The sequence below is a fragment of the Mesorhizobium sp. NPDC059054 genome, from assembly GCF_042739215.1.
Taxonomy (GTDB): Bacteria; Pseudomonadota; Alphaproteobacteria; order Rhizobiales; family Rhizobiaceae; genus Mesorhizobium.
Window position 1 is genome coordinate 43,646 of sequence record NZ_JBHYHV010000004.1, and the last position, 24,218, is coordinate 67,863.

At 61.3% G+C, this 24,218-nt stretch carries 29 protein-coding genes and 1 tRNA gene; 16 read left to right on the forward strand and 14 right to left on the reverse strand.

The genetic code is table 11. The annotated features are described in order from the left end of the window. Entirely contained in the window at positions 1-1,401 is a 1,401-nt protein-coding gene (locus ACFWXH_RS17395) for a lipopolysaccharide biosynthesis protein (protein ID WP_379123280.1), read from the forward strand. Continuing rightward, on the forward strand, positions 1,401-2,684 hold the full coding sequence (locus tag ACFWXH_RS17400; RefSeq protein WP_379122326.1) for a GNAT family N-acetyltransferase: 1,284 nt from the start codon (positions 1,401-1,403) through the stop codon (positions 2,682-2,684). Before ACFWXH_RS17395 ends, ACFWXH_RS17400 begins: the two co-directional genes overlap by 1 nt. Before the next feature lie 400 nt (positions 2,685-3,084). On the opposite strand, the gene ACFWXH_RS17405 is transcribed toward ACFWXH_RS17400, so the two are convergent. Beyond that, positions 3,085-3,169, reverse strand: a tRNA-Leu gene (locus tag ACFWXH_RS17405). 197 nt (positions 3,170-3,366) lie between these two features. On the opposite strand from ACFWXH_RS17405, the gene ACFWXH_RS17410 reads away from it, so the two are divergent. After that, the gene (locus tag ACFWXH_RS17410; protein WP_054313636.1) at positions 3,367-3,954 is read left to right on the forward strand and encodes a YqaA family protein; all 588 of its coding nucleotides are present in this window, start codon (positions 3,367-3,369) and stop codon (positions 3,952-3,954) included. Between the two features lie 31 nt (positions 3,955-3,985). Further along, positions 3,986-4,501 (forward strand): disulfide bond formation protein B, encoded by a 516-nt coding sequence (locus ACFWXH_RS17415; protein ID WP_379122328.1) that lies wholly within the window; start codon positions 3,986-3,988, stop codon positions 4,499-4,501. A gap of 80 nt (positions 4,502-4,581) precedes the next feature. Here the strand turns inward: ACFWXH_RS17415 and ACFWXH_RS17420 are convergent, their stop codons facing one another. Then, a complete protein-coding gene (locus ACFWXH_RS17420; RefSeq protein ID WP_054313638.1) occupies positions 4,582-5,139 on the reverse strand; it encodes an HNH endonuclease in 558 nt (185 codons plus the stop codon). Positions 5,140-5,258: 119 nt separating this feature from the next. After that, positions 5,259-5,900, reverse strand: coding sequence for a DNA-3-methyladenine glycosylase family protein (locus ACFWXH_RS17425; protein WP_379122331.1), 642 nt, complete (start codon positions 5,898-5,900; stop codon positions 5,259-5,261). Between the two features lie 72 nt (positions 5,901-5,972). Between ACFWXH_RS17425 and gluQRS the strand changes: the two genes are divergently transcribed. Together gluQRS and ACFWXH_RS17435 are read left to right on the forward strand one after the other, a co-directional pair. Continuing rightward, positions 5,973-6,848, forward strand: coding sequence for a tRNA glutamyl-Q(34) synthetase GluQRS (gene gluQRS, locus ACFWXH_RS17430; protein WP_379122333.1), 876 nt, complete (start codon positions 5,973-5,975; stop codon positions 6,846-6,848). Between the two features lie 206 nt (positions 6,849-7,054). Further along, complete coding sequence (locus ACFWXH_RS17435; protein WP_379122335.1) at positions 7,055-7,942, forward strand: DMT family transporter; 888 nt, start codon at positions 7,055-7,057, stop codon at positions 7,940-7,942. On the opposite strand, the gene ACFWXH_RS17440 is transcribed toward ACFWXH_RS17435, so the two are convergent. Then, the gene (locus ACFWXH_RS17440) at positions 7,912-8,763 is read right to left on the reverse strand and encodes a YihY/virulence factor BrkB family protein (RefSeq protein WP_054313642.1); all 852 of its coding nucleotides are present in this window, start codon (positions 8,761-8,763) and stop codon (positions 7,912-7,914) included. The two genes, ACFWXH_RS17435 and ACFWXH_RS17440, sit on opposite strands and share 31 nt — an antisense overlap. Positions 8,764-8,819: 56 nt before the next feature. Here ACFWXH_RS17440 and ACFWXH_RS17445 point away from each other — a divergent pair, with 56 nt between their 5' ends. From ACFWXH_RS17445 to ACFWXH_RS17475, 7 genes are all read left to right on the forward strand, one after another. Continuing rightward, positions 8,820-9,686 carry an SDR family oxidoreductase gene (locus ACFWXH_RS17445; protein ID WP_379122337.1) on the forward strand — a complete coding sequence of 289 codons (867 nt, stop codon included), beginning with the start codon at positions 8,820-8,822 and terminating at the stop codon, positions 9,684-9,686. A 16-nt stretch (positions 9,687-9,702) separates the two neighbouring features. After that, positions 9,703-9,894, forward strand: a complete 192-nt coding sequence (locus ACFWXH_RS17450) for a twin transmembrane helix small protein (RefSeq protein WP_054313644.1) — start codon at positions 9,703-9,705, stop codon at positions 9,892-9,894. Between the two features lie 34 nt (positions 9,895-9,928). Continuing rightward, positions 9,929-10,510 carry a cob(I)yrinic acid a,c-diamide adenosyltransferase gene (locus tag ACFWXH_RS17455; protein WP_379122339.1) on the forward strand — a complete coding sequence of 194 codons (582 nt, stop codon included), beginning with the start codon at positions 9,929-9,931 and terminating at the stop codon, positions 10,508-10,510. A 36-nt stretch (positions 10,511-10,546) separates the two neighbouring features. Beyond that, positions 10,547-11,326: a rhomboid family intramembrane serine protease gene (locus tag ACFWXH_RS17460; protein ID WP_379122341.1), complete on the forward strand. Its 780-nt coding sequence runs from the start codon at positions 10,547-10,549 to the stop codon at positions 11,324-11,326. A gap of 222 nt (positions 11,327-11,548) precedes the next feature. Further along, positions 11,549-12,298, forward strand: a complete 750-nt coding sequence (locus ACFWXH_RS17465; protein ID WP_054313647.1) for an electron transfer flavoprotein subunit beta/FixA family protein — start codon at positions 11,549-11,551, stop codon at positions 12,296-12,298. 17 nt (positions 12,299-12,315) lie between these two features. Next, positions 12,316-13,245, forward strand: coding sequence for an electron transfer flavoprotein subunit alpha/FixB family protein (locus ACFWXH_RS17470; RefSeq protein ID WP_379122343.1), 930 nt, complete (start codon positions 12,316-12,318; stop codon positions 13,243-13,245). Between the two features lie 111 nt (positions 13,246-13,356). Continuing rightward, positions 13,357-14,238, forward strand: a complete 882-nt coding sequence (locus ACFWXH_RS17475) for a 3-hydroxybutyryl-CoA dehydrogenase (RefSeq protein WP_054313649.1) — start codon at positions 13,357-13,359, stop codon at positions 14,236-14,238. A gap of 24 nt (positions 14,239-14,262) precedes the next feature. Here the strand turns inward: ACFWXH_RS17475 and ACFWXH_RS17480 are convergent, their stop codons facing one another. The 10 genes from ACFWXH_RS17480 to ACFWXH_RS17525 form a co-directional block, all read right to left on the reverse strand. After that, positions 14,263-16,518, reverse strand: coding sequence for a diguanylate cyclase (locus ACFWXH_RS17480; RefSeq protein ID WP_379122345.1), 2,256 nt, complete (start codon positions 16,516-16,518; stop codon positions 14,263-14,265). A gap of 158 nt (positions 16,519-16,676) precedes the next feature. Next, positions 16,677-17,315, reverse strand: a complete 639-nt coding sequence (locus tag ACFWXH_RS17485; protein WP_379122347.1) for an NrsF family protein — start codon at positions 17,313-17,315, stop codon at positions 16,677-16,679. 1 nt (position 17,316) lies between these two features. After that, the gene (locus ACFWXH_RS17490; RefSeq protein ID WP_054313652.1) at positions 17,317-17,853 is read right to left on the reverse strand and encodes a sigma-70 family RNA polymerase sigma factor; all 537 of its coding nucleotides are present in this window, start codon (positions 17,851-17,853) and stop codon (positions 17,317-17,319) included. 99 nt (positions 17,854-17,952) lie between these two features. Next, positions 17,953-18,252 (reverse strand): GNAT family N-acetyltransferase, encoded by a 300-nt coding sequence (locus ACFWXH_RS17495; protein WP_379122350.1) that lies wholly within the window; start codon positions 18,250-18,252, stop codon positions 17,953-17,955. A 2-nt stretch (positions 18,253-18,254) separates the two neighbouring features. Beyond that, complete coding sequence (locus ACFWXH_RS17500) at positions 18,255-18,878, reverse strand: alpha/beta hydrolase (RefSeq protein WP_379122352.1); 624 nt, start codon at positions 18,876-18,878, stop codon at positions 18,255-18,257. 59 nt (positions 18,879-18,937) lie between these two features. Beyond that, complete coding sequence (locus ACFWXH_RS17505) at positions 18,938-19,870, reverse strand: VOC family protein (RefSeq protein ID WP_379122354.1); 933 nt, start codon at positions 19,868-19,870, stop codon at positions 18,938-18,940. Between the two features lie 167 nt (positions 19,871-20,037). Further along, positions 20,038-20,529, reverse strand: coding sequence for a hypothetical protein (locus ACFWXH_RS17510; RefSeq protein ID WP_379122356.1), 492 nt, complete (start codon positions 20,527-20,529; stop codon positions 20,038-20,040). A 13-nt stretch (positions 20,530-20,542) separates the two neighbouring features. Beyond that, the gene (locus ACFWXH_RS17515) at positions 20,543-20,869 is read right to left on the reverse strand and encodes a YqjD family protein (RefSeq protein ID WP_379122358.1); all 327 of its coding nucleotides are present in this window, start codon (positions 20,867-20,869) and stop codon (positions 20,543-20,545) included. Positions 20,870-20,989: 120 nt separating this feature from the next. Further along, on the reverse strand, positions 20,990-21,538 hold the full coding sequence (locus tag ACFWXH_RS17520) for an RNA polymerase sigma factor (protein ID WP_054313658.1): 549 nt from the start codon (positions 21,536-21,538) through the stop codon (positions 20,990-20,992). Between the two features lie 3 nt (positions 21,539-21,541). Continuing rightward, complete coding sequence (locus ACFWXH_RS17525; protein ID WP_054313659.1) at positions 21,542-21,733, reverse strand: NepR family anti-sigma factor; 192 nt, start codon at positions 21,731-21,733, stop codon at positions 21,542-21,544. A gap of 207 nt (positions 21,734-21,940) precedes the next feature. Here ACFWXH_RS17525 and ACFWXH_RS17530 point away from each other — a divergent pair, with 207 nt between their 5' ends. From ACFWXH_RS17530 to ACFWXH_RS17540, 3 genes are all read left to right on the forward strand, one after another. Next, a complete protein-coding gene (locus tag ACFWXH_RS17530; RefSeq protein WP_379122360.1) occupies positions 21,941-22,735 on the forward strand; it encodes a response regulator in 795 nt (264 codons plus the stop codon). A gap of 90 nt (positions 22,736-22,825) precedes the next feature. Next, positions 22,826-22,990, forward strand: a complete 165-nt coding sequence (locus ACFWXH_RS17535) for a DUF1328 domain-containing protein (protein WP_024922700.1) — start codon at positions 22,826-22,828, stop codon at positions 22,988-22,990. A 40-nt stretch (positions 22,991-23,030) separates the two neighbouring features. After that, positions 23,031-24,110: a sensor histidine kinase gene (locus ACFWXH_RS17540; protein ID WP_082407653.1), complete on the forward strand. Its 1,080-nt coding sequence runs from the start codon at positions 23,031-23,033 to the stop codon at positions 24,108-24,110. Positions 24,111-24,218: the final 108 nt, after the last annotated feature.

The window sequence follows — 24,218 nt, forward strand, 5'->3', positions numbered from 1 at the left end:
GTGCGCTTTTCCGCAGCCACGACTGCCGAGCGGCTTCTGCCGCAGCGCCTGGCGCTGCGTGCGCGGCCTTTGCTCGGCAAGCTCGATGCGGTTCTCTTTTCCCCCGACGAACGCGGCGAAGCCGGACGCATCTCGCTGATTGCCTTCGTCATCCGCGTCATCAGTGCCGTCATCGCCTTTGTCAGCCAGGTGCTGATGGCCCGCTGGATGGGGTCCTTCGAATACGGCATCCTCGTGCTGGTCTGGACGACGATGGTCATCGTCGGCAACCTGTCCTGCCTGGGTTTCCACACCTCGGTCATCCGCTTCATCCCCGAGTTCCGCGAGCACGGCAAGTTGGCCGAACTGCGCGGCATTCTGCTGGCCAGCCGGATCTTCGTTCTGGTCGCCTCGACCCTCATCGCACTGGTCGGCATTGCGGGAGTCTGGCTGTGTTCGGACTGGATCGAGAGCTACTACGTGGTGCCCTTCATACTCGGCATCTTCTGCCTGCCGATGATTGCGATGTCCGATCTGCTTCAGGGCATCGCGCGGGCCAACTCCTGGGCACTTTCGGCCCTTACCCGCGTCTACATCGTCCGCCCGCTTGCAATCCTCGCCTGCATGGGGCTCGCGCTGTTGATCGGCATGCCGGCGGACGCGAAGACCGCCCTGATTGCGTCGATCGTCGCCACTTATGCCACCACCATCATCCAGTTGATCGAAGTCACCGCACGTACCGACGCCCGCGTTCCTTCCGGCCCGACAACCATCCATCTCCGCGACTGGATCGCCATATCCCTGCCGATCTTCCTGGTGGAGAGTTTCTTTTTCCTGCTCACCAATGCCGATGTGCTCATGGTCGGTCTCTATCTCAAGCCGGATGATGTCGCCGTCTATTTTGCCACGGTGAAGACTCTGGCACTGGTGCATTTCGTCTATTTCGCGGTGAAGGCCGGCGTCGCGCAACGCTATGCCCACTATACCCATGGCGAAAGGGACAAGCTTGCCGCGTTTGCCCGCGAGACGGTTTCATGGACCTTCTGGCCTTCCCTGCTGATGGCCTTAGTGGTTCTACTTCTCGGCAAACCGATGCTGATCCTGTTCGGGCCGGAATTCACCGCAGGCTATCCGTTGCTGTTCCTCCTCGTCTGCGGCGTGGTTGCCCGTGCCGCCGTCGGTCCTTGCGAGAGCCTGCTCACCATGAGCGGTCACCAGAACATCTGCGCCGCCGTTTTCGCCTTGACGCTGGCCATCAACATCGCGCTCAATGTGGCGCTGATCCCAACCTTCCATCTTTGGGGCGCCGCGCTGGCCACTGCGATTGCCATGGTATTCGAAGCCGCTGCCCTGTCGTTCACGGTGTGGCGCAAGCTCGGCATCGCCATGATTATCTTCGTTCCCGCCAGAGGAGCCGCCTGATGGCCGCTGTCCCACTGATCGAGGAAACAAGCGGCGGTCCGGCAGGAACCCTGATGACGGGCCTGGCCGGCGTCACGCCCAATGCCGCCGAACTCGCCGAGATCGAGTTGCTGGCCTCCAACCGCCCAGAACGGACGCTTGCCGTCTATCCGGCCTCGGCCGGCTTCGATCTGGTCGAGGAACTCGACTATCTGTGCAACCGCACTGTCGAACCCAATGTCTTCTTCAACCCGCGCTTCCTGGCACCGGCAATGCCGCGCCTGGAAGACAAGGAGGTGCGGCTGGCCGTTATCCGCGACGGCAACGAACACCGTAGCCGGCTGCGCCTTCTGGTGCCTTTCTCGGTGGAACGGCCAGGTATACCGCTCGCGGCTCCCATCATGCGCACCTGGGCAAGCCCGTTCGGACCCGTCGGCACCCCCTTGACCGATCGAGACGACCCCATCGGCGTGATCGAGGATTTCTTCTCCATGCTGTCGCGCCCGCATCTGAAGCTGCCCAAGGTTTTTGCCTTGCCCGACATGCGCCTCGACGGCCCAATGGCCAGCCTGGTGCGGGCCCTTGCCGAAGCACGCAACCTGCCACTGGTGATCACCGGCGAAACGCAGCGTCCCTTCCTGCAAAGCAAACTCGATGGCGATGCCTACCTCAAGCAATCCTTGCGTTCACATCACTACCGCGAGTTCCGCCGCCTGAAACGCCGGCTCGGCGAGACCGGAAAACTGGAACATGAAGTGGCGCGCGGACCGGAAGAAATCCGCCAGGCCATCGAGAATTTCCTGACTCTGGAGGCATCCGGCTGGAAGGGACGCGAACGCACCGCGATGGCCATCGATCGCTTTCGCGCCGCCTTCGCACGCGAAGCGGTGCACCGTCTGGCCGAGCAGGACATGTGCCGCATCCATTCTCTGATATTGGACGGTCGCACCATCGCAAGCCTGATCGTCTTCGTCGAAGCCGGTCATGCCTATACGTGGAAGACGGCGTATGACGAGAAGCTGGCTGCGTTTTCGCCAGGCACGCTGCTGATGATCGAGGTGACCAAGCAGCATCTCGACGATCCCAACATCGTCATGACCGATTCATGCGCTGTGCCCGACCATCCTGTCATGAGCCGTTTGTGGATGGAACGAAGGCCCGTCGGCACTTTCGTGATCGGCCTGACGCCCGATGCCGACAAGGCGACCCGACAGGCCGCGTCGCAACTGCATCTTTATCGTGAAACCCGCAACTTCGCCCGCCTGTTGCGCAACAGGGTGAGGAACCTGTTCAGCCGCGGTTGATTGCATGGCAGGGGGATTGGCCTGAGTTCCCCATCGACATCGCGATCTTCACACACCTGCCCGCAGCGCAATTCATACTTTAGTTCCATCTAAACTATTGATATATATTACTTTTTTGAAACTTTTCATTGTGCGGTTCTTTGAATGGGCTACAGTGGCCTTACGGTAGGGCGAAGGCACGTCGTGTTACCGTAGCCCGCTTGCCGCACCCCCAACCCCACCCAGGCAAGCGGGCTCGTTTCGGGGCGCCACGTCATCCGATAAAATCACCAATGTGAAGAACTTGGTACTTCGTAGAAGCGCAAATCGAACCCAAAGGGTTCGCAAGGGCGACCGCCCGTCGGCCGGCAGGCCGCCCCATCGGAGCCGTGAGCGCAGCGAACTGGCGTGAGATAAAAATTGGTGCCCCTAGCCGGGATCGAACCAGCACTCCTTGCGGAACTCGATTTTGAGTCGAGCGCGTCTACCAATTCCGCCATAGGGGCCCCGGACCGGGCGGTCCAGATGGGCGCGGACTATACGGTCACGACCCGGTTCGTCAACTGGCGCAACGCATCGGCGGGCTGAAATCTCGAGAAACTTCGGCCTCGAGCAGTGCGACCTTTCGCTTTCGTGAAGCCCCCGCCATTGTGTGGCCAAGAAATTCTTTCTAGAGCATGACGCTCACCAAGAAGGGGGCTGCATGCTTCGCGGACTTTATGACTGGACGCTGTCACTGGCGGCGCGGAAATCGGCCGAGTGGTGGCTGGCGTTCATCGCTTTCGTCGAGAGCTCGGTCTTCCTGGTGCCGGCGGACGTCCTTTACCTGCCGATGGCGCTTTCCCGTCCCGACCGCGCCTATCGCTACGCGCTTGTCGCTACGATTGCCTCCGTCCTCGGCGGCGTTGCCGGCTGGTTCATCGGTCACTACGCCTACGAAGCCGTGGCCAAGCCCGTGCTCGAGTTCTATGGCAAGTATGATGAGTTCGAGGCGTTGCGGCTATCGTCCGGCATCGGCTTCATCATCCTGATGCTGATCACCTCCGGGGCAGCGCATCTGCCGCCGATCAAGGTGGTCACGATCCTCTCCGGCGTCATCGGCGTTAATCTTCTGCTGTTCATCGTGCTCGCCATCGTGGCGCGCGGCGGCCGTTTCCTGCTGCTCGCCTGGCTGCTGCGCCGCTATGGCGAACCGATCCGTGACTTCATCGAGAAGCGGCTCGGCCTCCTGGCGGGAGCCGCAGCGGCCATCCTCATTCTGCTTTATTTCGCGGCCAAATACGCCCTTTAACCAGGCGCGCCGACAACAGGAGCGAAACCACATGTCCGATGCGACGACCTCCGCCAGCCGCGGTCCGATGCTCACAGCAGCATTCCTGACCGTGGCCATGGCAGCCACCGTCGGCTCGGCGCTCGCCTTCCAGTACATAGGCGGCTACATCCCCTGCAAGCTCTGCTACGAGCAGCGTATCCCCTACTATGTCGGCGCGCCGCTGATGTTGCTTGCGGCCCTTGCGGCGATCTTCAAGTTGCCCGTCTGGATCACCCGCGCCCTTTTGATCGTCGGTGGCCTGCTCATGGTCTACGGCCTCTATCTCGGCGTCTTCCACTCCGGCGTCGAATGGGGCTGGTGGCCGGGACCGACCGATTGCACCAACGTCGCCGCTCCGGTCGACACCGGCGGCAACGGCGTGCTCGATGCGCTCGACAAGTTCGTGCCGCCATCCTGCGACAAGGCCGCGCTGCGCATCCTCGGGCTGTCGCTGGCCGGCTGGAATGCCATTGCCAGCCTGATCCTGGCGGCTGTTGCCTTCCGCGGAGCTTTCAAACGCGCCTGAGCAAGCGCGCCCCGAGGGTCTGCAAGCCAAGCCGTAGGGCTTCCGGATAAAGATCAGGCGAAAGCAAAAGGCAGCGAGCCTTACGGCTCCAGTTCCACATCCCAGTAGAGATAATCCATCCAGCTCTCATGCAGATGGTTGGGCGGGAAGAGACGGCCGTTGTTGTGCAGATCGTGCACGGTCGGCTGATAGGGTTTCTGCAACGGCCACATCTTGGCCTGGGAGGGCATCATGCCGCCCTTGCGCAGATTACAGGGGGAGCAGGCGGCGACCACATTTTCCCACGTCGTCGCGCCGCCGCGATGACGCGGGATGACGTGGTCGAAGGTAAGATCCTCCGGCGTCCCGCAATATTGGCACTGGAAGCGGTCGCGCAGGAACACGTTGAAACGCGTGAAGGCCGGATAGCGCGACGGCTTCACATAGGCCTTGAGGCTGACGACGGACGGCAGCTTCATGGAGAAATTCGGCGAGGAGACCGCGTGCTCGTATTCGGCGACGATATTGACGCGGTCGAGGAACACCGCCTTGATCGCGTCCTGCCAGGACCAGAGCGAAAGCGGGTAATAGCTGAGCGGGCGATAGTCCGCATTCAGCACCAGTGCGGGAAGCCCATCCGGAGATACGGCAACCGTCACGTTGTTTGCCTCCTTGGTTCACGGCGCGGATACTGTAAGCCCGACATGACAGGGATGTGAAGCGGGAAGCCGTGCCGAATACCCCTCAAAAGAGCATGATTTTTAAGCTTTTTTGCGGCTTAGACCGGCGGAGCGGCGTCCCTGCCCTTCAATTCCCTGTAATAAGACCAGAAAAGTCGCGCCGCGACACCTCTCCAGGGCGCCCATGATTCGGCCAGCACGATGAGTTTTTTCTCTGGCGGACGCGGCTCGATCGACAGCGCGTGGCCGACCGCGCTTTGCAACGCCACATCGCGCGCCGGGAATACATCCGGGTGCCCGGCGGCAAAGAGCAGATAGCACTCTGCCGTCCACGGACCGATGCCTGGAACCGCCGTGAGTCTGGCGATTGCTTCGCCGGCTTCCAACGAACACAGGTGATGCAGATCGAGCCCATCCATCACCGCCCCCGAGACGGCGAGCAGTCCGCGCTGCTTGGGCCGCGACAGTCCTGCCTCGCGAAAAACGTCCTCGCCTGCGCCCAGAATGGCCTCAGCCGTCAATGGGTCCAGCAACCTGGTCAGTCGTCCGAAAATAGCGTCGGCACTGGCTCGCGACACTTGTTGCGACACGATGATCGAAGCGAGACTGGCAAAGCCCGGCTCCGAAAGCCGCAGCGGCACTTCGCCGGCAAAGGCACGCACCGTCTCCAGGCGCGGATCGATGCCGCACAAGGCATCGAGGCCCATGGCGATGTCGTTGAGAGAGGTGATGCGCTGCATGTTCCTTGTCCGCGAAAGGCCGGCAAGGTAGCAATCCGGCTAACGCTTGCAAAACCCGATTGCCGCCGACCGATGACACTCCTGACATTTCGTTTCGCGCCCAGCCCGAATGGCGACCTGCACCTTGGTCATGCCTATTCGGCGCTGCTCAACCGGCAACTCGCGAATGACGTTGGCGCACGCCTGCTGCTGCGCATCGAGGACATCGACACCACGCGCTGCACGCCGGAATTCGAGGCGGGCATCTATCGTGACCTCGAGTGGCTGGGCGTGCGCTGGGAAGAAGCCGTGCGACGGCAGTCGGAACATTTTGCCGAATACCAAGTGGCGCTCGACAGACTGATCGCCGAAGAACTCGTCTATCCTGCATTCATGAGCCGCGGCGACATCCGCGCCTTCATCAGCGAACGCGAACGACGCGGGCGCGACTGGCCCCGCGACCCGGATGGCGCGCCGCTCTATCCAGCGATCGACAAAGCTCTGTCCCGGGCAGAGCGCAAGGCGCGCATTGCCCAAGGAGTGCCCTTTGCCTGGCGGCTCGATATCGCGGCCGCCCTGTCGCGCCTCGATCGCGATCTGGTCTGGACCGAATTCGAGGATACGGGCCTGTCGGCAACACGCCATGTCCAGGCCCGGCCGCAAGACTGGGGAGACATCGTTCTGGCGCGCCGCGATATTCCGACCAGCTACCACCTTTCCGTCGTGCTGGACGATGCCTTGCAAGGCATAACCCATGTCGTGCGCGGCATGGACCTGTTCCATGCAACGGCCGTGCAAAGGCTGCTTCAGCAACTGCTCGGCCTGCCGCAACCGGCCTATTTCCACCATGGGCTGATCCTGGGCCTGGATGGGCGCAAACTCTCGAAGAGCTTGAAGGATACGGGTCTGGCCGCGCTGCGTGCTGCCGGCGCGACCCCCAAAGACATCCGCCGTATGGTTGGCATATAGGGCTGTCTCGGCAGCAGCTTCAATTCCCGTCACTTTAAAAGTAAGCGGTTTTGGCTTTGCCCGCTCGAATTGCCGGGCTAGAGCAATTCCAGGAAAAGCGCGCAGCAGTTTTCCGTCCGGAATTGCGTAAAAATAAAGAGTTAGAGCGTTTCCGAAAACGGAAACGCTCTAGGCGGCACATTCTCCATCGGAAAGCGGTTTCATCCATGCACGAATTCAAGCGGTTCATTCCCGCAACCTTCGTCGTGCTGTGGGCAACCGGCTTCATCGGCGCCCGCTATGCCATGCCATGGGCGGAGCCGTTCACTTTTCTGGCGATACGTTTTGCCATCGCCGCGGTGCTGTTCGCAGTCCTGGTCGTGCTGCTCAAGGCACGTTGGCCAAGCCGCACGCAGGCGCAGCACGCCATCATTGCCGGCGTCCTCATGCACGGCATCTATCTCGGTGCGGTCTTCTGGGCGATCCATCGCGGGTTGCCTGCCGGAATCTCGGCGTTGATCGTCGGGCTTCAGCCACTGATCACCGCGGTCATGGCCGGCAAGCTGCTCGGCGAAGAAATACAGCCCCGGCATTGGGCCGGCCTGGCAATCGGCTTCGTCGGCGTCATCATCGTCTTGTGGCCGAAGCTCGGTGCACTGGGCGGCGGTGTCACGCCGGCCACGCTCACAGCTTGCGTGATCTCCGTCATTGCCATGAGCGCTGGCACCGTCTGGCAGAAGCGTTTCGGATCATCCGGCAACCTCGTCGCCTCGACCTTCTGGCAGTATGTCGGCGGCACCGTCGTGATGGTGATTGCCAGTTTCGCCCTCGAAACCCGCGTCTTCACCGTCAACAGCGACTTCATCTTCGCCATGGCCTGGCTGGTGCTGGTGCTCTCGGTCGGCGCCATCTTCCTGCTGATGGTGATGATCCGCGAAGGGGCGATGTCGAAGGTGGCTTCGCTGTTCTATCTGGTTCCGGCGGTCACGGCCGTGATGGCCTGGATCCTGTTCGGCGAACATCTGAACCTGGTCCAGATCGCCGGCATGGCCATCACCACCTTCGGGGTCGGGCTGGCCACGGCTCAGCCGACACGGGCACGCGCTTCGGCATAGCGGCTGATGGCGGCATTGAGTTCTCCGCCCAGAATGAAGATCACCGAGACGATGTAAAGGAAGACCACGGCGATCATGATCGAGGCGAGGCCGGCATAGGTCGTCACGTAGGACGAGAAATGGTCGAGATAAGAAGCGAAGATGGTTGATCCGACCACCCAGCCGACCAGCGTGAAGCCGATCCCCGGCAGGATCGAGACAATGCTGCGCCGCCCCATCGGCAGCCAGATGTGCACGGCGAAGAGCGCGAACACGATAACCGTCGAAGCGATGACGAAGCGCCATAGCGTGATGGTGCCCATATAAGGGCCGATCCAATGGAAATGCGCTTCCGCCAGACGCGCGATCAGCGGCGCGAAAACCAGCAAAAGACTGATGGCCAGGAAGCCCACGGCGGCGATCAGCACGAAGACGATGCTCTGCGTGCGGCGAAAGAAGATTGAGCGTGTCTCCGTCATGCGGTAGGCCCGGTTCAAGGAAGTGCGCACCGCCTCGATACCGTTGGAGGCGAAGAACCCGGCAAGCAGCACGCCGTAAGTGAGAAGGTCCGTTCGCCGGACCGTCAGCACGTTGATGACCTCGCGCGCGATCGGCTTGGCAATCTGCTCAGGCCAGGTGTCGAACAGCAGTGGCACGATCGTCTCGACGAAAGCTTGCGCGCCAAGGAAACTCGCCAGCGAGGTGGCGAAGATCAGAAACGGAAACAGCGCCATCAGCGAGGTGATCGCCAGATGACTGGCCATCGCCCAACCGTCGTCATTGTTGAAATGACCGGCCGCATCGTAGAGCACGCGGCGGAAGGCGACGATGGTGCGCAGCAACGATGCTGTTCCTCCAGTTGTTTCCAGGCGGCGAATATGGGAAGTGATTGCGGCAAATGGCAAGTCTCGCCGCATCTTCCGGTACTTCATCCCAAGCGCCCCGCACGATCATCGTCACCGGCGCCTCTTCGGGCATTGGCGCCCATTGCGCGCGGGCGCTGAAGGCAGACGGCTGGCGGGTGTTCGCCACGGCCCGCAAGCCCGAGGACATTGCCACGCTGGAAGCCGATGGTATCGAGGCGTTCTATCTCGACTATCGAGAGCCGGATTCGATCAAGGCTCTGGTCGAAACCGTGCTCGAGCACACCGGCGGCCGGCTCGACGCGCTCTACAACAACGGCGCCTACGCCCAACCCGGTGCGGTGGAAGATCTGCCGGTAGAGGCGCTGCGCGAACAGTTCGAGGCAAACCTGTTCGGCTGGCATGACCTCACGCGTCGCATCGTGCCTGTGATGCGCACCCAGGGCCATGGCCGCATCGTCCACTGCTCGTCCATCCTTGGTCTTACGCCGGTGCCGTTTCGCGGAGCCTATGCCGCATCCAAACACGCTCTGGAAGGATTGATGCTGTGCCTGCGGCAGGAGTTGGCCGGCAGCGGGATCCACGTCTCCCTGATTGAACCGGGGCCGATCGCCTCGAAGTTCGCGAGTAATGGCCTGCCCTGGTTCCTCAAGCACATCGATCACGAGAATTCTGTGCATCGCACCGCTTATCAAGCGCAACTGCAGCGGCTTGAGCAGGGTGGAATCCGGTCGCCCTACAAGCTCGGACCGGAAGCCGTCTACAAAGTGCTGGCCCATGCGCTTCTGTCGCAACGCCCCCGGCCGCACTATGTGGTAACCATGCCAGCCAGAATCGGGGTAGCGCTGAAACGTCTGTTGCCAGCTTCCATGCTCTACCGCATCCTCGCCAAGCGCGCTTGAACGGAACGGAATCGCCATGGGCACTGTTTTCAACATCCTCGCCATCGTCGTGATGGTGGCCGTGGTCGCGGTGCTCATCCGCGGCCTCATCAACATGATGCGCGGCGGCTCGGGGGTGACATCGAACAAGCTCATGCAGGCACGCGTGCTGCTGCAGTTCCTGGCGTTGGTCCTGATCATGCTTGCGGTCTATTTCACGCGCAAATAGCCCGAGCAGGTTTGCGGCCGAGCGGGAGGATGCATTGGTCAAACTCAACAAGATCTACACCCGCACCGGCGATACCGGCACCACGGGACTTGGTACCGGCGCAAGACGCCTGAAGTCCGATCTGCGCATCGAGGCCTGCGGCACGGTGGACGAGGCCAATGCCTGCATTGGCATGGCACGCTTGCATACGGCTACCGCCCACCCGTCGATCGACGTGATGCTTGGCCGGATCCAGAACGATCTTTTTGACCTCGGCGCCGACCTTTCCGTACCGGACGATGGCAAGCCGCTGGAATATGAACCGCTGCGCATCGTCGCCTCGCAGGTCGAACGTGTCGAGAAGGACATCGACCTGCTCAACAAGGACCTGCAGCCGCTGAGATCTTTCATCCTCAACGGTGGCACCCCGGCCGCTGCGGCTCTTCATCTCGCCCGAACGGTCACCCGCCGCGCCGAACGTGTGATGGTGGCACTGGCGCAGAATCCCGACGAACAGGTCGGCGCCGAGGCGCTCAAATACGTCAACCGCCTGTCGGACTTCCTGTTCGTTGCCGCACGCACGGTCAATGACAATGGAAAGTCCGACGTGCTATGGGTGCCGGGTAAGAACCGCTGATTTGGCATCAGTGGACAATGGGCGGAAGCCAGCCGCATGTTCATTCCGCTTTACGATTCCAATCATCTGCGCCGCATCCGCTACGCCTACGTCAACATCGGGTTGATCCTTTTCAACGTCGCGATCTATCTGGTCACGCGCGTCGGCGGTGACGACTACGCCGCAGGTGCCACACTCAGCTATGGCTTCATCCCCTCCGTCGTCCACGACATTGCGGAACTGTCGCCGCAATTCATCGTCATTCCCGAACAGCTGAGTTACCTCACCTATTCCTTCCTCCATGCCGATATCTTCCATCTCGGCGGCAACATGCTGTTCCTGTGGGTGTTCGGCGACAACGTCGAGGATGCGCTCGGTCACGTCCGCTATCTGATCTTCTATCTCGCCAGTGCCGCCGGCGGCGCTTTTTTCCACGGCTGGGTGGCTCCTGGCTCCGAGCAGCCGCTGATCGGAGCATCAGGAGCCATAGCTGGCGTGGTGACCGCCTATCTGATCCTTTATCCGCGCGTGAAGGTGTGGGTGCTGGCCTTTGCCCGCATTCCGCTCAGACTGCCGGCTTATATCGTCCTGATCCTGTGGGTGCTCTTGCAGTTCGTCATGTTCGCGATGGGCGGCGAGGAGCAGATATCCTGGGCTTGCCATATCGGCGGCATCGTGACTGGTGCCCTTCTCGTTCTGGTGCTGCGCAGCCGCGGCGTCCCGCTGTTGGAAAACGAGGAAGAAACAGTTCCAGCGGTGGTGCCCGCCGAAACGGCGCCGCCGCCCGTCCCTGCCCCTGCGGAAGAGAAGCCGGCATCACGCTGGGGCCGGCAATAGCTGCAGCTTTCAACCGATTTGGACCTTTTGCCGATATTGACGCGGATGGCGCCCGCAACTACGGTCCGCGCGCCTGCGGCAGCCCTGTCAGCCACCGTCCAGGCGGCCGAAGCTTGGCGGGCGAATTTGAGAAATTGCGTCCGAAATGTCGGCATTCGACAACCCTGAGCGGGCCGGTACTGTTATAGCGCCCCCGAATGCATCTTGAGAGGTGAGAGACAGATGAAAGTCCTGGTGCCCGTTAAGCGGGTTGTCGATGCGAATGTTAAGGTTCGCGTGAAAGCGGACGGCTCGGGCGTGGAACTCGCCAATGTGAAGATGGCGATGAACCCGTTTGACGAGATCGCGGTCGAAGAGGCGATCCGGCTGAAGGAAGCGGGCAAGGTCGAGGAGATCGTGGTGGTCTCGATCGGCCCGGCGCAGGCGCAGGAAACGCTCCGCACCGCTCTCGCCATGGGCGCCGACCGCGCCATCCTGGTCAAGGCCGACGAAGCCGTTGAGCCGCTGGGTGTCGCCAAGGTGCTGAAGGGTGTGGTCGATGCCGAACAGCCCGGCCTTGTCATACTCGGCAAGCAGGCCATCGACGACGATTCCAACCAGACCGGCCAGATGCTGGCAGCGCTCCTGGGCTGGTCGCAGGGCACCTTCGCCTCGAAAGTGGAACTGGCCGGCGACAAGGCAAAGATCACCCGCGAAGTCGACGGCGGTCTGCAGACGGTCGAACTCAAGATGCCGACCATCGTGACGGCGGACCTGCGTCTGAACCAGCCGCGCTACGCCTCGCTGCCCAACATCATGAAGGCCAAGAAGAAGCCGCTCGACGAAAAGACCGCGGCTGATTTCGGCGCCGACATCAAGCCGCGCCTCAAGGTCGTCAAGACCGAGGAACCGGGCGGCCGCAAGGCGGGCGTCAAGGTCAAGACGGTGGCCGAACTCGTCGACAAGCTCAAGAACGAAGCCGGCGTGCTTTAAGCGAAGGGATCAACACCATGGCAATCCTCCTCATCGCCGAACACGACAACGCCTCGCTGTCCGACCAGACCGCCAAGGCCCTGTCGGCGGCCCTCAAGATCGGCTCCGACGTCGACGTGCTGGTTGCCGGCAAGGGCGCCAAGGCAGCCGCCGATGCCGCCGCCAAGCTGAAGGGCGTGCGCAAGGTGCTTCTGGCAGAAGCCGAAGAACTGGCCGAGCGTCTCGCCGAGCCGACCGCTGCCCTGGTCGTCTCACTGGCCGGCAACTACGACACCATCGTCGCCGCGGCCACTTCGACCGGCAAGAACGTCTCGCCGCGCGTGGCAGCCCTGCTCGACACGGCGCAGGTCTCGGAGATCATCGAGGTGGTGTCGGCCGACACCTTCAAGCGTCCTATCTATGCCGGCAACGCCATCCAGACGGTGCAGGCAACCGACGCCAAGAAGGTGATCACCGTGCGCACCGCCTCCTTCCAGGCAGCCCCGGAAGGTGGTTCGGCCTCGGTCGAGACGGTCTCGGCTGCCGCCAACCCCGGCCTTTCGACCTTCGTCGAGAACAAACTGTCGGAAAGCGATCGTCCGGAACTGACCTCGGCCAAGATCATCATCTCGGGCGGCCGTGCGCTGGGCTCGGCGGAGAAGTTCCAGGAAGTGATCCTTCCCGTGGCCGACAAGCTGGGTGCCGCGGTCGGTGCCAGCCGCGCGGCGGTCGATGCCGGCTACGCCCCCAACGACTGGCAGGTCGGCCAGACCGGCAAGGTGGTGGCACCCGACCTCTACATCGCCTGCGGCATCTCCGGTGCCATCCAGCATCTGGCCGGCATGAAGGACTCCAAGGTCATCGTCGCCATCAACAAGGACGAGGAAGCGCCGATCTTCCAGGTCGCCGACTACGGCATCGTCGGGGACCTCTTCCAGGTCCTGCCGGAACTCCAAAAGGCACTTTGACGCTCTTTCTGGATCGGTATTAAATGTGATGGCCGGGGTAGACGAAACCTACCCCGGCCATTTAGTTTGCATTGCACAAAATCAAGAAGAAGCATTGGCGGGATAAAAAGAATGACCGGCAAGATCGAAACGATTGGCATCATCGGCGCAGGCCAGATGGGGGGCGGCATCGCCCATGTCTCGGCATTGGCCGGCTACAACGTCTTGCTCTACGATGTCTCTGTTGACCGCATCGAAAAGGGCATTGCCACAATCAGCGGCAACCTGGCCCGCCAGGTCGCCTCCGGCAAGCTGGACGAGAAAGAGCGCAAGGATGCCGTTTCCCGTATCGGCTCCGCAGCAGCCATGGCGGATCTCGCCGCCGCAGACCTCGTTATCGAGGCTGCCACGGAAGATGAAACGGTCAAGCGCAAGATCTATGCGCAGCTCTGTCCGCAACTCAACCCGACGGCCGTGCTCGCCACCAACACCTCCTCGATCTCGATCACCCGTCTTGCCGCCCAGACTGATCGGCCGGAGCGGTTCATCGGCATCCATTTCATGAATCCTGTGCCGGTCATGAAACTGGTCGAGCTGGTGCGCGGTATCGCGACCGAAGACCAGACCTTCGAGCTGGCCAAGGCTTATGTGAAACAGCTCGACAAGACGATCACCGTCTCCGAGGATTTCCCGGCGTTCATCGTCAATCGCATCCTGTTGCCGATGATCAACGAGGCCATCTATACGCTCTATGAAGGCGTCGGCACGGTCGAAGCCATCGACACCGCCATGAAGCTTGGCGCCAACCACCCGATGGGACCACTGCAGCTCGCCGATTTCATCGGTCTCGACACCTGTCTTTCGATCATGCAGGTGCTGCATGAAGGCCTGTCGGACTCCAAATACCGCCCCTGCCCGCTGCTGGTGAAATATGTCGAGGCCGGCTGGCTCGGTCGCAAGTCCGGTCGCGGCTTCTACGACTACCGCGGCGAACATCCCGTGCCGACGCGCTGACGCGGACGAGCGGAACTTCTGAATTCAGGTTCCCGTCGCTACCCGCGTCATCGGTGTCGCGACACCGGGGGCGGTACCGGGCAAGGCCACGAAAGCGCAATTGCGGCCAGCCGCCTTGGCCGCATAGCAGGCCGCGTCGGCTCTCGCGATGATCTCGTTCACCTCTCCGGAGTCGGCGGCGATCGACGTGAGGCCAATGCTGGAAGAGACGTGATGCGTCTGTCCATCCCAAGTGAAGTCCAGCGCGCTTACCGCATCAAGGATCGCCAGCACTGCCCTCTCGCCGTCGGCAAGCAAAGGCGACATCAACACCACTGAAAACTCGTCACCGCCAAACCTGGCCACGATGTCCGACGGCGCAAGCGCCGCCTTGATCGTCGAAGCCACCTGGCGCAACAACGCGTCGCCGGCGGCATGACCGCTGGTGTCGTTGACCGGCTTGAAATGATCGAGATCGATAAACATCAGCTGATAGCGTGACGCGTCCTGCCTGGCTTTGTCGAGCAGATCCTCCACCGTTCGTATGAAGGCGGGACGGTTGGCCAGACCGGTCAAGGCGTCGTGGGTCGCGGCATAGGCGAGTTGCCGCTGCAGTGTCCGCGCATCGGTGAAATCCTGAAAGACGATGACCGAGCCACTGAACTCGTTCTGTTCGTTCAGGATCGGCGACACCACCTGGCGGATGCTGAATCGCGTGCCATCGTTCCGCGCCAGGACCGCGCGGCTATTCTGTTCCGTCCGATCGAGCCTGTTGTCGGCCAGATGCGGTTCGTCGAGCCGCCGCCCGGTTTCTTCGTCAACGGCGCGGTAGACGAAACCGAGTGGCTTGCCGAGAGACGCGATGCTGGTCGCTCCAGTCAGCTTTTCCGCCACAGGATTCATGAAAGTGACGCGGTTTTCAGCGTCGGTCCCGATAACGGCATCGCCGATCGACTGAAGCATCACACGCAGCCGCTCCTTCTCGTCGGCAAGAAGCGCTGCCGAAACCATCAACCGCTCCTCGGCCTCCTTCCGCTTCGTGATGTCGGTCATCGATCCGATCGCCCGCGCCACACGCCCGTCGGGCTCGCGTTCGATCGCCTTGCCGTGATCCGCCATCCAGATCCAGCGCCCACTTTTATGACGCATTCGGAACTCGAGTTCGTATTCGAGTGTGCGCCCTTCCATGTGATCGTGATCGGCGGCAACCATACGCGCGACATCGTCGGGGTGCGCGAGTTCAAGCCACAGGTCCGGATCGTTGCCCAGTTCGTGATCCTCGTAGCCGAGCATGTGCTTCCATGTCGCCGAATAGTGAACGGTATTGTTGCGCATGTCGGCGTCCCAGACGCCTTGCCCGGCACTGGCCAGTGCAAAGTTCCAGCGTGTCTCGGCATCGGCGAGACGCGCATGGTCCTCGCTGATCTGCTTGATGAACAAGCCGACCAGGAACGGCGTGGAGACGATGATGGCGACCGAGACCTGAAAGCCGTCGCTCAGCATCTCGGTCCCGCCATTGAGGCCGGGCATGAAACCACCCATGGCGGCAGCGACGCAAACGGCGCCGACAAATGCGCAAACGAGCGCCAATTCGAGATGGGCCAGCCGCGGCGCGATCACCATGAGGGGCAGCATCGTCAACGCAAACGGAAAGCGGCTTTGGCTGAGCGCCAGATAGGCAAGGCCTACGCAGATGACCGTCACCAGCGCGAAGCGAAAGAGCGCCCTGGGCTTCAGCAGAGCTGAGATCTCGGACCGTGTCGCATACGTCAAAAATGGCAAAAGCAGCGCATATCCCAAGGCATTGCCGGACAGAAAAGTCCAGGCCGTCTGGACGATCGGCCAGCCGTAGAGCGCGTAGGTGGCACCAGCAAAGACAAAGCCGGCAATTGCGTCGGCAACGACCGCGGTGAGGAAAAGAATGAGAGAAAACGTGCGAGCCGACGGGATCGTCTTCACCGGCACTCCGCCAGCGAAACGATCGACGAGCCAGAGCGACAATGCGATGTAACCCACATTGATGACTACGAACAGCACGCCCATTTGCAAGGACGAGGCGAAGGCAAGATTGGAGGCCAATGTGGCGAGTGCAATGGCGGTGTAGTCGATCCAGCCTGCTGCATGTCGACGCCTTGCCAGCATCACAAAGGCAACCGCGGAAGCCAGCCAAAGTGCGGCAACGCCGTCGCCGACCCGCGACAGCTGGATCGAAGCCACTGCCGCTAACCAGAACCCCAAGCCCAGCGCAATCGCCGAAAGATACTTGCCCGGACCACGTCCCTCGTAGTGGTGAAACGTCACAGCGTTATCTACCTAGCTAGGCGCATCCCTTCACCATCACTATGAAGTAACTCATTTAAGCAATGATTGCATAGAGGGCGCGTCCACCATTTAGAGCTGTGACCGGGTAAACGCACGAAAATCTGTATCTATAAGATTTTACTGTTTTATCTCCGGGTTTACCAACGCAGGAAAAAGCGCCCCGTCAACGCTCCGACCCCACCCAGCGCGGCAATGGCCAGACCATACCAGGTCGCGACGAACAGCGGGGAATCGTCCGTACAGTGCGCCGCATAGAAGGTGGCAGCCACACCGCCGGCCAACAGTCCCGCGACCGCCCCCGACAGCGCCGGCCTCGTTGGTGCGGCATGCTTCAGTGCCACCAGGAGAGCCACAAGAGGGACAAGACCGACCAATGGGATGAATGCCAGGCAAACCATCATATTATTGCCGATGAGACGTTTGCCCCAGTCACTCGACGGCATCACGATCAACTCAAGCACGATCGCCACTGCCATGAGGAGCGGCGCGGCAAGGAGCCAGCGGCCATATCTGCCTGCAGGCGCGCCCGGCATTGCCAGCATCTGCAGCACCATGAAAGCGGTGATTGCCAGGGTGGCCGTGAAGACGAATTTGAACAGGAAGCGGATCGTCTGCGCCGCCTGCATGAAATCAGGACGCATGCCGATGGTCATGAAAAACACCGCGGCAGCAGCGATCACGGCAAGCATCAGCGCCATGAGCCACATCCGGCCCTGCGGCAGGGTCGTCGTTTTGGCATCGGCGCCCAGTATTTTGATCAGTTCATCCGTCTTCATCTCAGCCTCGCCCGAAACGCTTGGCGATGGCCGCCAGCCCGCGATGCAACGCCACCCGCACCGCGGTCTCGTTCATGCCGAGCTTTCGTGCCGTCTCTCCGATTGAGTTGCCGTCGACGGAAATCGACGAAACCACTGAACGCTGCCCCGGTGGAAGACCATCGAGCGCACGACCTATGTCGCGCTCGCTGACCGTTTCCTGTTCCGGTTCGGCCAACGTTTCGGCAAAATCGTCCACGGCCACTTCGATGCGCCGGCCACGTCGCCGAAAGGCGTCGATCAGCTTGAAGCGGGCGATGGCGTAGATCCACGGCAGGATCGGCGCATCCTGACGCCAGGTATGCCGCTTGAGATGAATGGCCAGCAAAGTCTCCTGCACGACATCCTCGGGATCGACACCGCCTTGCACGATCTTGCGCCGCGCAAAGCCGCGAACGATCGCTGCGGTTCCGCGCAGGAACTCGGCATAGGCTTTCTCATCGCCTGCGGTTGCCGCCCGCATCAATCGGGCAAGCTCGGCTTCATTCATGCCCGCCACAGGCACCGCTCCTGGATTGTTCGCATCGACACGGCGATTTGTTACGCGCTGGAGATTTCAAATCCACGTCAAAATTCGTTGAATCGGCGGTCGAGGAACTCAGCTGGCCAGAACGTCGGCCCATTCGGCGTGCCGTCGGAACTGTGCTGCGGCAAACGGGCAGAGCGGGATGATTTTCTTTTGTGATGCGCGAGCATCTTCGACCGCGCGCGTCACCAGCCTCAGACCAGCACCTTGTCCGCGAAAAGCGTCCGGAACCTCGGTGTGATCGATGATGATCTTGTGCTCGCCGACTTTGGTGAATGTCATCTCGGCCTCGGCACCACCGGAGCCGCGCAGCACATAGCGGCCCTTGGAGCCGTGATCCTCGAGTTCGACCTCGGGCAGTGGATCGGTCATGGCTAGGCTCCCTTTGCTGGTTCGGCGGACAAGAGCCGCCTCGCCGCTTCGATTTCATTCGGCCGCACCTCATGGCCGCCTTCGTGCCATTCCACTGTGACATCGGCACCTGCGGCACGCAAATAGGCATCAAGCCGGTTGGTCAGATGGGGTGGACAGATAGGGTCGCGCCGGCCGGCGGTGATCAGCAGACGACGTTTCGCGAGACTGCCCACAACCTGCGGTTCGAAGGGGATCAGGGGATGCATCAGCACCGCGGCATCGAACAGCGCCGGGTCGCCAAAAACCACGGAAGCGAGCATGTTGGCGCCGTTGGAATAGCCCAGTCCCAGTACCGCCGAGGGTTTCAAGGCCCGGATCTGCGCGCGGACGAATTCCGTCATCTTTGCCGTCGCCCGGGCCAGATCGTCCATATCGTAGACGCCTTCGCCGGTGCGGCGAAAGAAGCGCGCAGCGCCGAACTCGGACACGTCGCCGCGCGGCGAAACAATTGTCGCGTCAGGCAAAAGCTCGCGTCCGAGACCCAGAAACTGCTGCTCGTCGCCTCCAGTACCGTGGAAAACGAACAGGGCCGGGCCACCCGGCGCGCCTGCCATAATTTTGTGGATGTAGGAATTCTCCGGCATTACGCCCTCCTTTTCCAGACAGCACTCGCCGCAGTTGACGGCAAGTGCCCGGATTTCATTCAACCTTCCAGCGGCTGCAGGTGCTTCTCGAGATAAGGCCGCAGGTGCTGATGCTGCGCGGGCAGCTTCAATGCTTCGCCAAGATGGGCGGTGTCTTCGTCCCGGTTGAAACCGGGCTCATTGGTCGAGACCTCGAACAGCACACCGCCTGGCGTGCGGAAGTAGATCGCCCAGAAATAGTCGCGGTCGATCACCGGCGTCACCTGATACCCCGTGTCGACCAGCGCCTTGCGCACCTCGAGCTGCTTGGCGCGGTCTTCCACTGCGAAGGCAACGTGATGCACGGATCCGGCGCCAAGTCCGGCAAAGGCAGCGGTGGGCAGGGTTTCGATATCGATGACGTCGGCACCGTTGCCGTCCTTCAGCGCCATTCGAAGCACGCTACCGGAACGGTCGACTTCTTCATAACCCATGAATTTCAGCAATTCCTCGGTAGCGCCACCGTCCTTCAGCCGCAGCGACACGGAGTGGAAGCCACGGATCGCTTCATCGCCCGGAACACCACCCTTCAACCACGGCGCGCGAGTGTCGTTTTTATCCTCGACCAAAGCAAAGCCATCGCCGTCCGGCCCGGAAAAATTCAACCGCTTTTGGCCAAATCTTTCCTCTGGCGCGGCAAGGGTGATGCCCTGTTCCGCGAAGCGCTGCTGCCAATAAGGCAGTGTGCCTTCAGGAACGGAGAAGACAGTCGTGCCGACCTCGCCAACCCCTTGCCTGCCCGCGCCGATGTTCGGAAACGGGAAATAGGTCATTACCGAACCCGGCGTACCGAACTCGTCGGCATAATAAAGATGGTAGACGTCCGGCGCATCGAAATTGACGGTCTGCTTGACCCTGCGCAGGCCAAGCTTGTGCGTGAAGAAGTCGTTATTCTGGCGCGCATCCGCAGCCATCGAAGTGACGTGATGCAAGCCTTTGATCTGGGTGAGCATGATTTTTGCCCTTTCTCTCCGGCGCGGCCCCTCGGCCGCTGTCAACGCCAATATGAGCGTGCAGCCGGTTCCGGCAAAGACACCGAAGACAGAATGGACTGTGCTGTGATTGTGAACAATGCAACACCCATCGTTCACTCAATGCCATCCGGAAGAGCTGATCAGGACTAGCTTGAAACGTCCTGGTCAGGATCCCTCGTGCTTGCGTCGGTATCTTCCGGCTTGGACTCGGAGGGGAAGTTCTCCCGGTAGACGGCATAGGCAAGAAGCGCTGCAAGCGGCCCCAGCAGAGTTCCGAGACCTTCCTTGCTGCGCAGGAGTTCCGGTAACGCTGCAATCCCCGCGGCGATAGCGAATGCTGTCAGGTCGCTTTTGCGGCGTTCGGCCCGTCGACGCGCGCGCCTTTTCGCACTGAGGCGGTAGGCCAGGAGCACCACACCGGCCAGCACCAGGAACCCTGCCCCGAAACCCAGTGCTGCGTTGATGGGGCCAAATCGGTCGGCAGCCCAGAGATAGGCTGCCAGCAGCAGAAAACTCACCCCCACCAACGCGGCGATGAGAGCCAGCCCATAGGCGATCGCCGCGCCACGAATATGCTTGACGATGGTGCCAGCCTCACCGGCAACGAGGCTGATGAAAAGGGAAGCCAGCGGTTTCACGTGCCGCCGGAATTCAGCGCCGCGACAGGAGCGCGAAAAGGAAACCGACGCCCGCGGCCACAGCCAGAGCCGTCATCGGTTTTTCACGGACTGTGGCAGAGAGCTGATCTTCAATGTCATGCGCATTGCCGCGCAGTCTTTCCATGGCTGCCTCCCCCCGTTCACGCAGGTGTTCGGCACCTTGGGCCGCAGCCCGGCGGGCCGCACCAAGCCCGTGCTCGCCGGTTTCAGCCAATTGCTGGGTGAGCTTCGCGATATCGGCCTGCAGTTGCCGGATATCGGCCTCTAGATCCGCAGTGGACTTGGCGGTTCCGCTGATCTTGTCCGTGGCTCTGGCCATGCTGAACTCCCTGCATTTTGCCGTGCCCACACGCCCGGCATCATCTCAACCCGCTCGGAGAGGGCCGGTTCCATTGAAAATTGTTTTGACATTTCAGTCCAGTCGCAAAGACAGCAGCCTTCAACGAACGGATGATCCTGTGACCTGGGCCGAGATCGCATCAGGTCCGAAATCTTCATCGCCGGAGATCTGAAGGATTTCCTGAAGCCGGGTGCGGGCCCGGCTGACGCGACTCTTGATGGTACCTACCGCGCAACCGCAGATTTCCGCCGCTTCCTCATAAGAGAAGCCGGAAGCGCCGATCAGGATGATTGCTTCGCGCTGGTCCTCGGGCAATTGTTCCAGCGCGGCACGAAAATCCTTGAGATCAAGTTGCCCGTGCTGGGATGGATGGATCGCTAGCCGCGCCGTCATGATGCCGTCGCTGTCCTGGATCTCGCGGCCACGCTTGCGCATCTGCGAATAGAATTCGTTGCGCAGGATGGTGAAAAGCCACGCCTTGAGGTTGGTGCCCAGCTGAAAACTGTCCTGCTTGTCCCAGGCCTTGACCAGGGTCTCCTGGACAAGGTCGTCGGCGCGGTCGGCATTCTGGGTCAATGACACGGCAAAAGCGCGCAGGCTTGGGATGGCGCCGAGCAGGTCGGTCCGGAAGCCCTCGGATGCGGACATGCGTCAGTCCTTCTTGCGCCCTGGTTCGACCTGCTCCAGTTGCGCCAGCAACTGAGCAAAACGATCCGGAACTTCGTCCGACACGAGTTCGTCGTAATATTGCTTGAGCTTGCGGCCGATTTCGGAATTCGCGCCGAGCGCATCGGCAGAACCGGCCTGGCGCGTACCGGCGCCAGTCTTGGTGGTGTCCTTCATTCGCCTTTTGTCCAGTCCCCCGAGCTGTTTTCGGCTTGGTCCAGCAAGCAATGTCTATCCGTTCGCTTGGTTGGCTCGTAACGTCTCCCCTGGACAATGGTTCCGCCATGGTGGAACTTTTTCATGGCGAGAACGTTCGTTGTCCCGGGTATATATGTACTTCTAGCTGCTACATCGCAGAGACGCCATCCGAGGGAGCCGTTTGTTATGGGTTTGTCCGCCACTATCGCGCCGCATCTTCCTTATTTGCGCAGGTTTGCGCGGGCTGTCTCCGGCTCTCAGCATAGCGGCGATGCCATGGTGGCGACGATGCTCGAGGCGATCATCGCAGACACGTCGATCTTCCCTGAAAGTTCCTCCGATCGCATCGCGCTCTACAAGATCTTCGCAAAACTGTTCACATCGGTTGCAATCCGCGTCCCTAAAGGTGAAGAGCCGACAGGCTGGGAAGAACGGGCGGCAGCCAATCTTGATGCGCTTGCACCGTTGCCGCGCCAAGCCTTCCTGCTGGTTGCCGTCGAAGGTTTCAGCGAGGTTGAGGGAGCCGAAGTCCTCGGTATCGGAGAAGATCGCTTCACCGATCTTCTCGTCGAGGCGAGCAAGGAGATTTCCCGTCAGGTCGCGACCGACATCCTCATCATCGAGGATGAGCCGCTGATTGCCATGGATATCGAGGAAATGGTGGAGAGCCTCGGCCATCGCGTTGTCGGCATCGCCCGCACCCAGACCGAAGCCGTGGCACTTTTTGCCAAGGCTCGGCCCAAAATGGTGCTGGCCGACATTCAACTTGCCGACGGCAGCTCCGGCATCGATGCCGTCAACGACATCTTGAGAACGGCATCCGTGCCGGTCATCTTCATCACGGCCTTCCCCGAGCGTCTGCTGACTGGTGAAAGGCCGGAACCGACCTTCCTCGTTACGAAGCCGTTCAACCCTGACATGGTCAAGGCGTTGATCAGCCAGGCGCTGTTCTTTGATCGACAGGCCAAGGCTGCGGCTTGACGAAGACGGCTCCGATCGTGTTTTTCGCAGCAGAGCGGAACAAACAAGGGCGGCAGCACGTTCTGCCGCATCTAACAAAGGAGTCGGTTCATGCTGTACTGGGCGCTGGTTTTTCTGGTCGTGGCGATCGTGGCCGGCGCGCTTGGATTCGGAGGCATAGCTGGAGCATCCGCAGGTCTGGCCAAGATTCTCTTCTTCATCTTCCTGGCTTTCCTCGTGATTTCTCTGCTCGCCGGCATCTTCAAACGGGCATGAACGGCGCCGCAGCCAACGCCGTGGAAAAGCAGGGCGCGCTATGAGCCTGCCGGCCAACGAGAACATCCAGGTGGTTGCAGAGGCCGCGACCACAGCACGTGTCGACAAGGTCGAGCGGCTCGACCAGGTCGAGCGACGACTCGACCAGGATGACCTGCCCCCGGGTTGCGATGCGCAGATCCGGCGGGCCTTCAACATCGCCCTCAGACATACCGGCATCTATGTAGCCTACCACGATCGGACGCTGGCCAAGGTCTGGACGCGGAACATCCTCGCCCCATTGGTGCCGAAGAAAAAAGGCGGCGGCCTGCCTCCGGCTCAGCTGGAGAGGATAGAAGCCGCCCAGCGCCACGTGTTGGAAACTGGAGAATCCGGGCGCATCGAGATCAGCATGCCACATGAAGATGGGGTACGCTGGTTCGACATCTGGCTGGACGCGGACCTGGACGACGCGGGCGTCATCCAGGGCATCGTGTCGACCTGGATCGAAGTGACCGAGCAGAAACGCCGCGAGCAGACGCTGAAGACCCTGTTGCGAGAGGTCAGTCACCGCTCCAAGAACCTGCTGGCCATTATCCAGGGTATCGCCAGCCAGACCGGCCGCTATTCAAGCGATATAGGCGACTTCTTGACCCGCTTCAGGGGTCGGCTGCAATCGCTCTCCTCTTCGCAGGATCTGGTGACCTCTTCCAATTGGCGCGGCGCCCGCCTTCGCGAACTGATCGAAGGCCAGATGGAGCGCTATGGCGCCGATCCCTCGCGAAGCCTGCGTTTCGAAGGTGTGGACCCATTCCTCAACCCCAACGCGGCACTCCACATTGGTCTTGCCGTGCACGAACTCGTCGTCAATTCGATGAGCTATGGCGCTCTGTCCCAATCGGACGCTGTCGTCGACGTTACGGCCGGGCTCGCGGATCTCGATGCAAACCCGCCCGCCTTGTGGCTCCGTTGGAACGAACGTTTCCCGTCCTGCAGCAGCCCCGACCAGAAGCGTTTCGGTTCGGTGGCACTGGAGCGGGTAGTCCCTGCCGCGCTCGATGGCATGGCCACATTCGAGATTGCTGACGACCGGGTCGAGTATCATCTGGTCGTGCCGGCGGGCAACTTCGCCGCGGATTGATCCAGACGGGCCTTAACCCGATATTCACCACGATTTGCGATATTTTGCCGGCGTTTTGGGGCCGGCGTCTTGGATCGAGTCCGACGCCCGGACAAGGTGGGGGATACG

What these genes read in the sequence shown, in the direction of transcription:
- ACFWXH_RS17445 (WP_379122337.1), top strand. Translation starts at nt 8,820, where the DNA reads ATGGCAAGTCTCGCCGCATCTTCCGGTACTTCATCCCAAGCGCCCCGC.
- ACFWXH_RS17525 (WP_054313659.1), bottom strand. Translation starts at nt 21,733, where the DNA reads ATGAAGGACACCACCAAGACTGGCGCCGGTACGCGCCAGGCCGGTTCT.
- ACFWXH_RS17515 (WP_379122358.1), bottom strand. Translation starts at nt 20,869, where the DNA reads ATGGCCAGAGCCACGGACAAGATCAGCGGAACCGCCAAGTCCACTGCG.
- ACFWXH_RS17415 (WP_379122328.1), top strand. Translation starts at nt 3,986, where the DNA reads ATGTCCGATGCGACGACCTCCGCCAGCCGCGGTCCGATGCTCACAGCA.
- ACFWXH_RS17500 (WP_379122352.1), bottom strand. Translation starts at nt 18,878, where the DNA reads ATGCCGGAGAATTCCTACATCCACAAAATTATGGCAGGCGCGCCGGGT.
- ACFWXH_RS17505 (WP_379122354.1), bottom strand. Translation starts at nt 19,870, where the DNA reads ATGCTCACCCAGATCAAAGGCTTGCATCACGTCACTTCGATGGCTGCG.
- ACFWXH_RS17540 (WP_082407653.1), top strand. Translation starts at nt 23,031, where the DNA reads ATGAGCCTGCCGGCCAACGAGAACATCCAGGTGGTTGCAGAGGCCGCG.
- ACFWXH_RS17460 (WP_379122341.1), top strand. Translation starts at nt 10,547, where the DNA reads ATGTTCATTCCGCTTTACGATTCCAATCATCTGCGCCGCATCCGCTAC.
- ACFWXH_RS17410 (WP_054313636.1), top strand. Translation starts at nt 3,367, where the DNA reads ATGCTTCGCGGACTTTATGACTGGACGCTGTCACTGGCGGCGCGGAAA.
- ACFWXH_RS17465 (WP_054313647.1), top strand. Translation starts at nt 11,549, where the DNA reads ATGAAAGTCCTGGTGCCCGTTAAGCGGGTTGTCGATGCGAATGTTAAG.
- ACFWXH_RS17425 (WP_379122331.1), bottom strand. Translation starts at nt 5,900, where the DNA reads ATGCAGCGCATCACCTCTCTCAACGACATCGCCATGGGCCTCGATGCC.
- gluQRS (WP_379122333.1), top strand. Translation starts at nt 5,973, where the DNA reads ATGACACTCCTGACATTTCGTTTCGCGCCCAGCCCGAATGGCGACCTG.
- ACFWXH_RS17475 (WP_054313649.1), top strand. Translation starts at nt 13,357, where the DNA reads ATGACCGGCAAGATCGAAACGATTGGCATCATCGGCGCAGGCCAGATG.
- ACFWXH_RS17535 (WP_024922700.1), top strand. Translation starts at nt 22,826, where the DNA reads ATGCTGTACTGGGCGCTGGTTTTTCTGGTCGTGGCGATCGTGGCCGGC.
- ACFWXH_RS17470 (WP_379122343.1), top strand. Translation starts at nt 12,316, where the DNA reads ATGGCAATCCTCCTCATCGCCGAACACGACAACGCCTCGCTGTCCGAC.
- ACFWXH_RS17400 (WP_379122326.1), top strand. Translation starts at nt 1,401, where the DNA reads ATGGCCGCTGTCCCACTGATCGAGGAAACAAGCGGCGGTCCGGCAGGA.
- ACFWXH_RS17485 (WP_379122347.1), bottom strand. Translation starts at nt 17,315, where the DNA reads ATGAAGACGGATGAACTGATCAAAATACTGGGCGCCGATGCCAAAACG.
- ACFWXH_RS17520 (WP_054313658.1), bottom strand. Translation starts at nt 21,538, where the DNA reads ATGTCCGCATCCGAGGGCTTCCGGACCGACCTGCTCGGCGCCATCCCA.
- ACFWXH_RS17530 (WP_379122360.1), top strand. Translation starts at nt 21,941, where the DNA reads ATGGGTTTGTCCGCCACTATCGCGCCGCATCTTCCTTATTTGCGCAGG.
- ACFWXH_RS17495 (WP_379122350.1), bottom strand. Translation starts at nt 18,252, where the DNA reads ATGACCGATCCACTGCCCGAGGTCGAACTCGAGGATCACGGCTCCAAG.
- ACFWXH_RS17450 (WP_054313644.1), top strand. Translation starts at nt 9,703, where the DNA reads ATGGGCACTGTTTTCAACATCCTCGCCATCGTCGTGATGGTGGCCGTG.
- ACFWXH_RS17435 (WP_379122335.1), top strand. Translation starts at nt 7,055, where the DNA reads ATGCACGAATTCAAGCGGTTCATTCCCGCAACCTTCGTCGTGCTGTGG.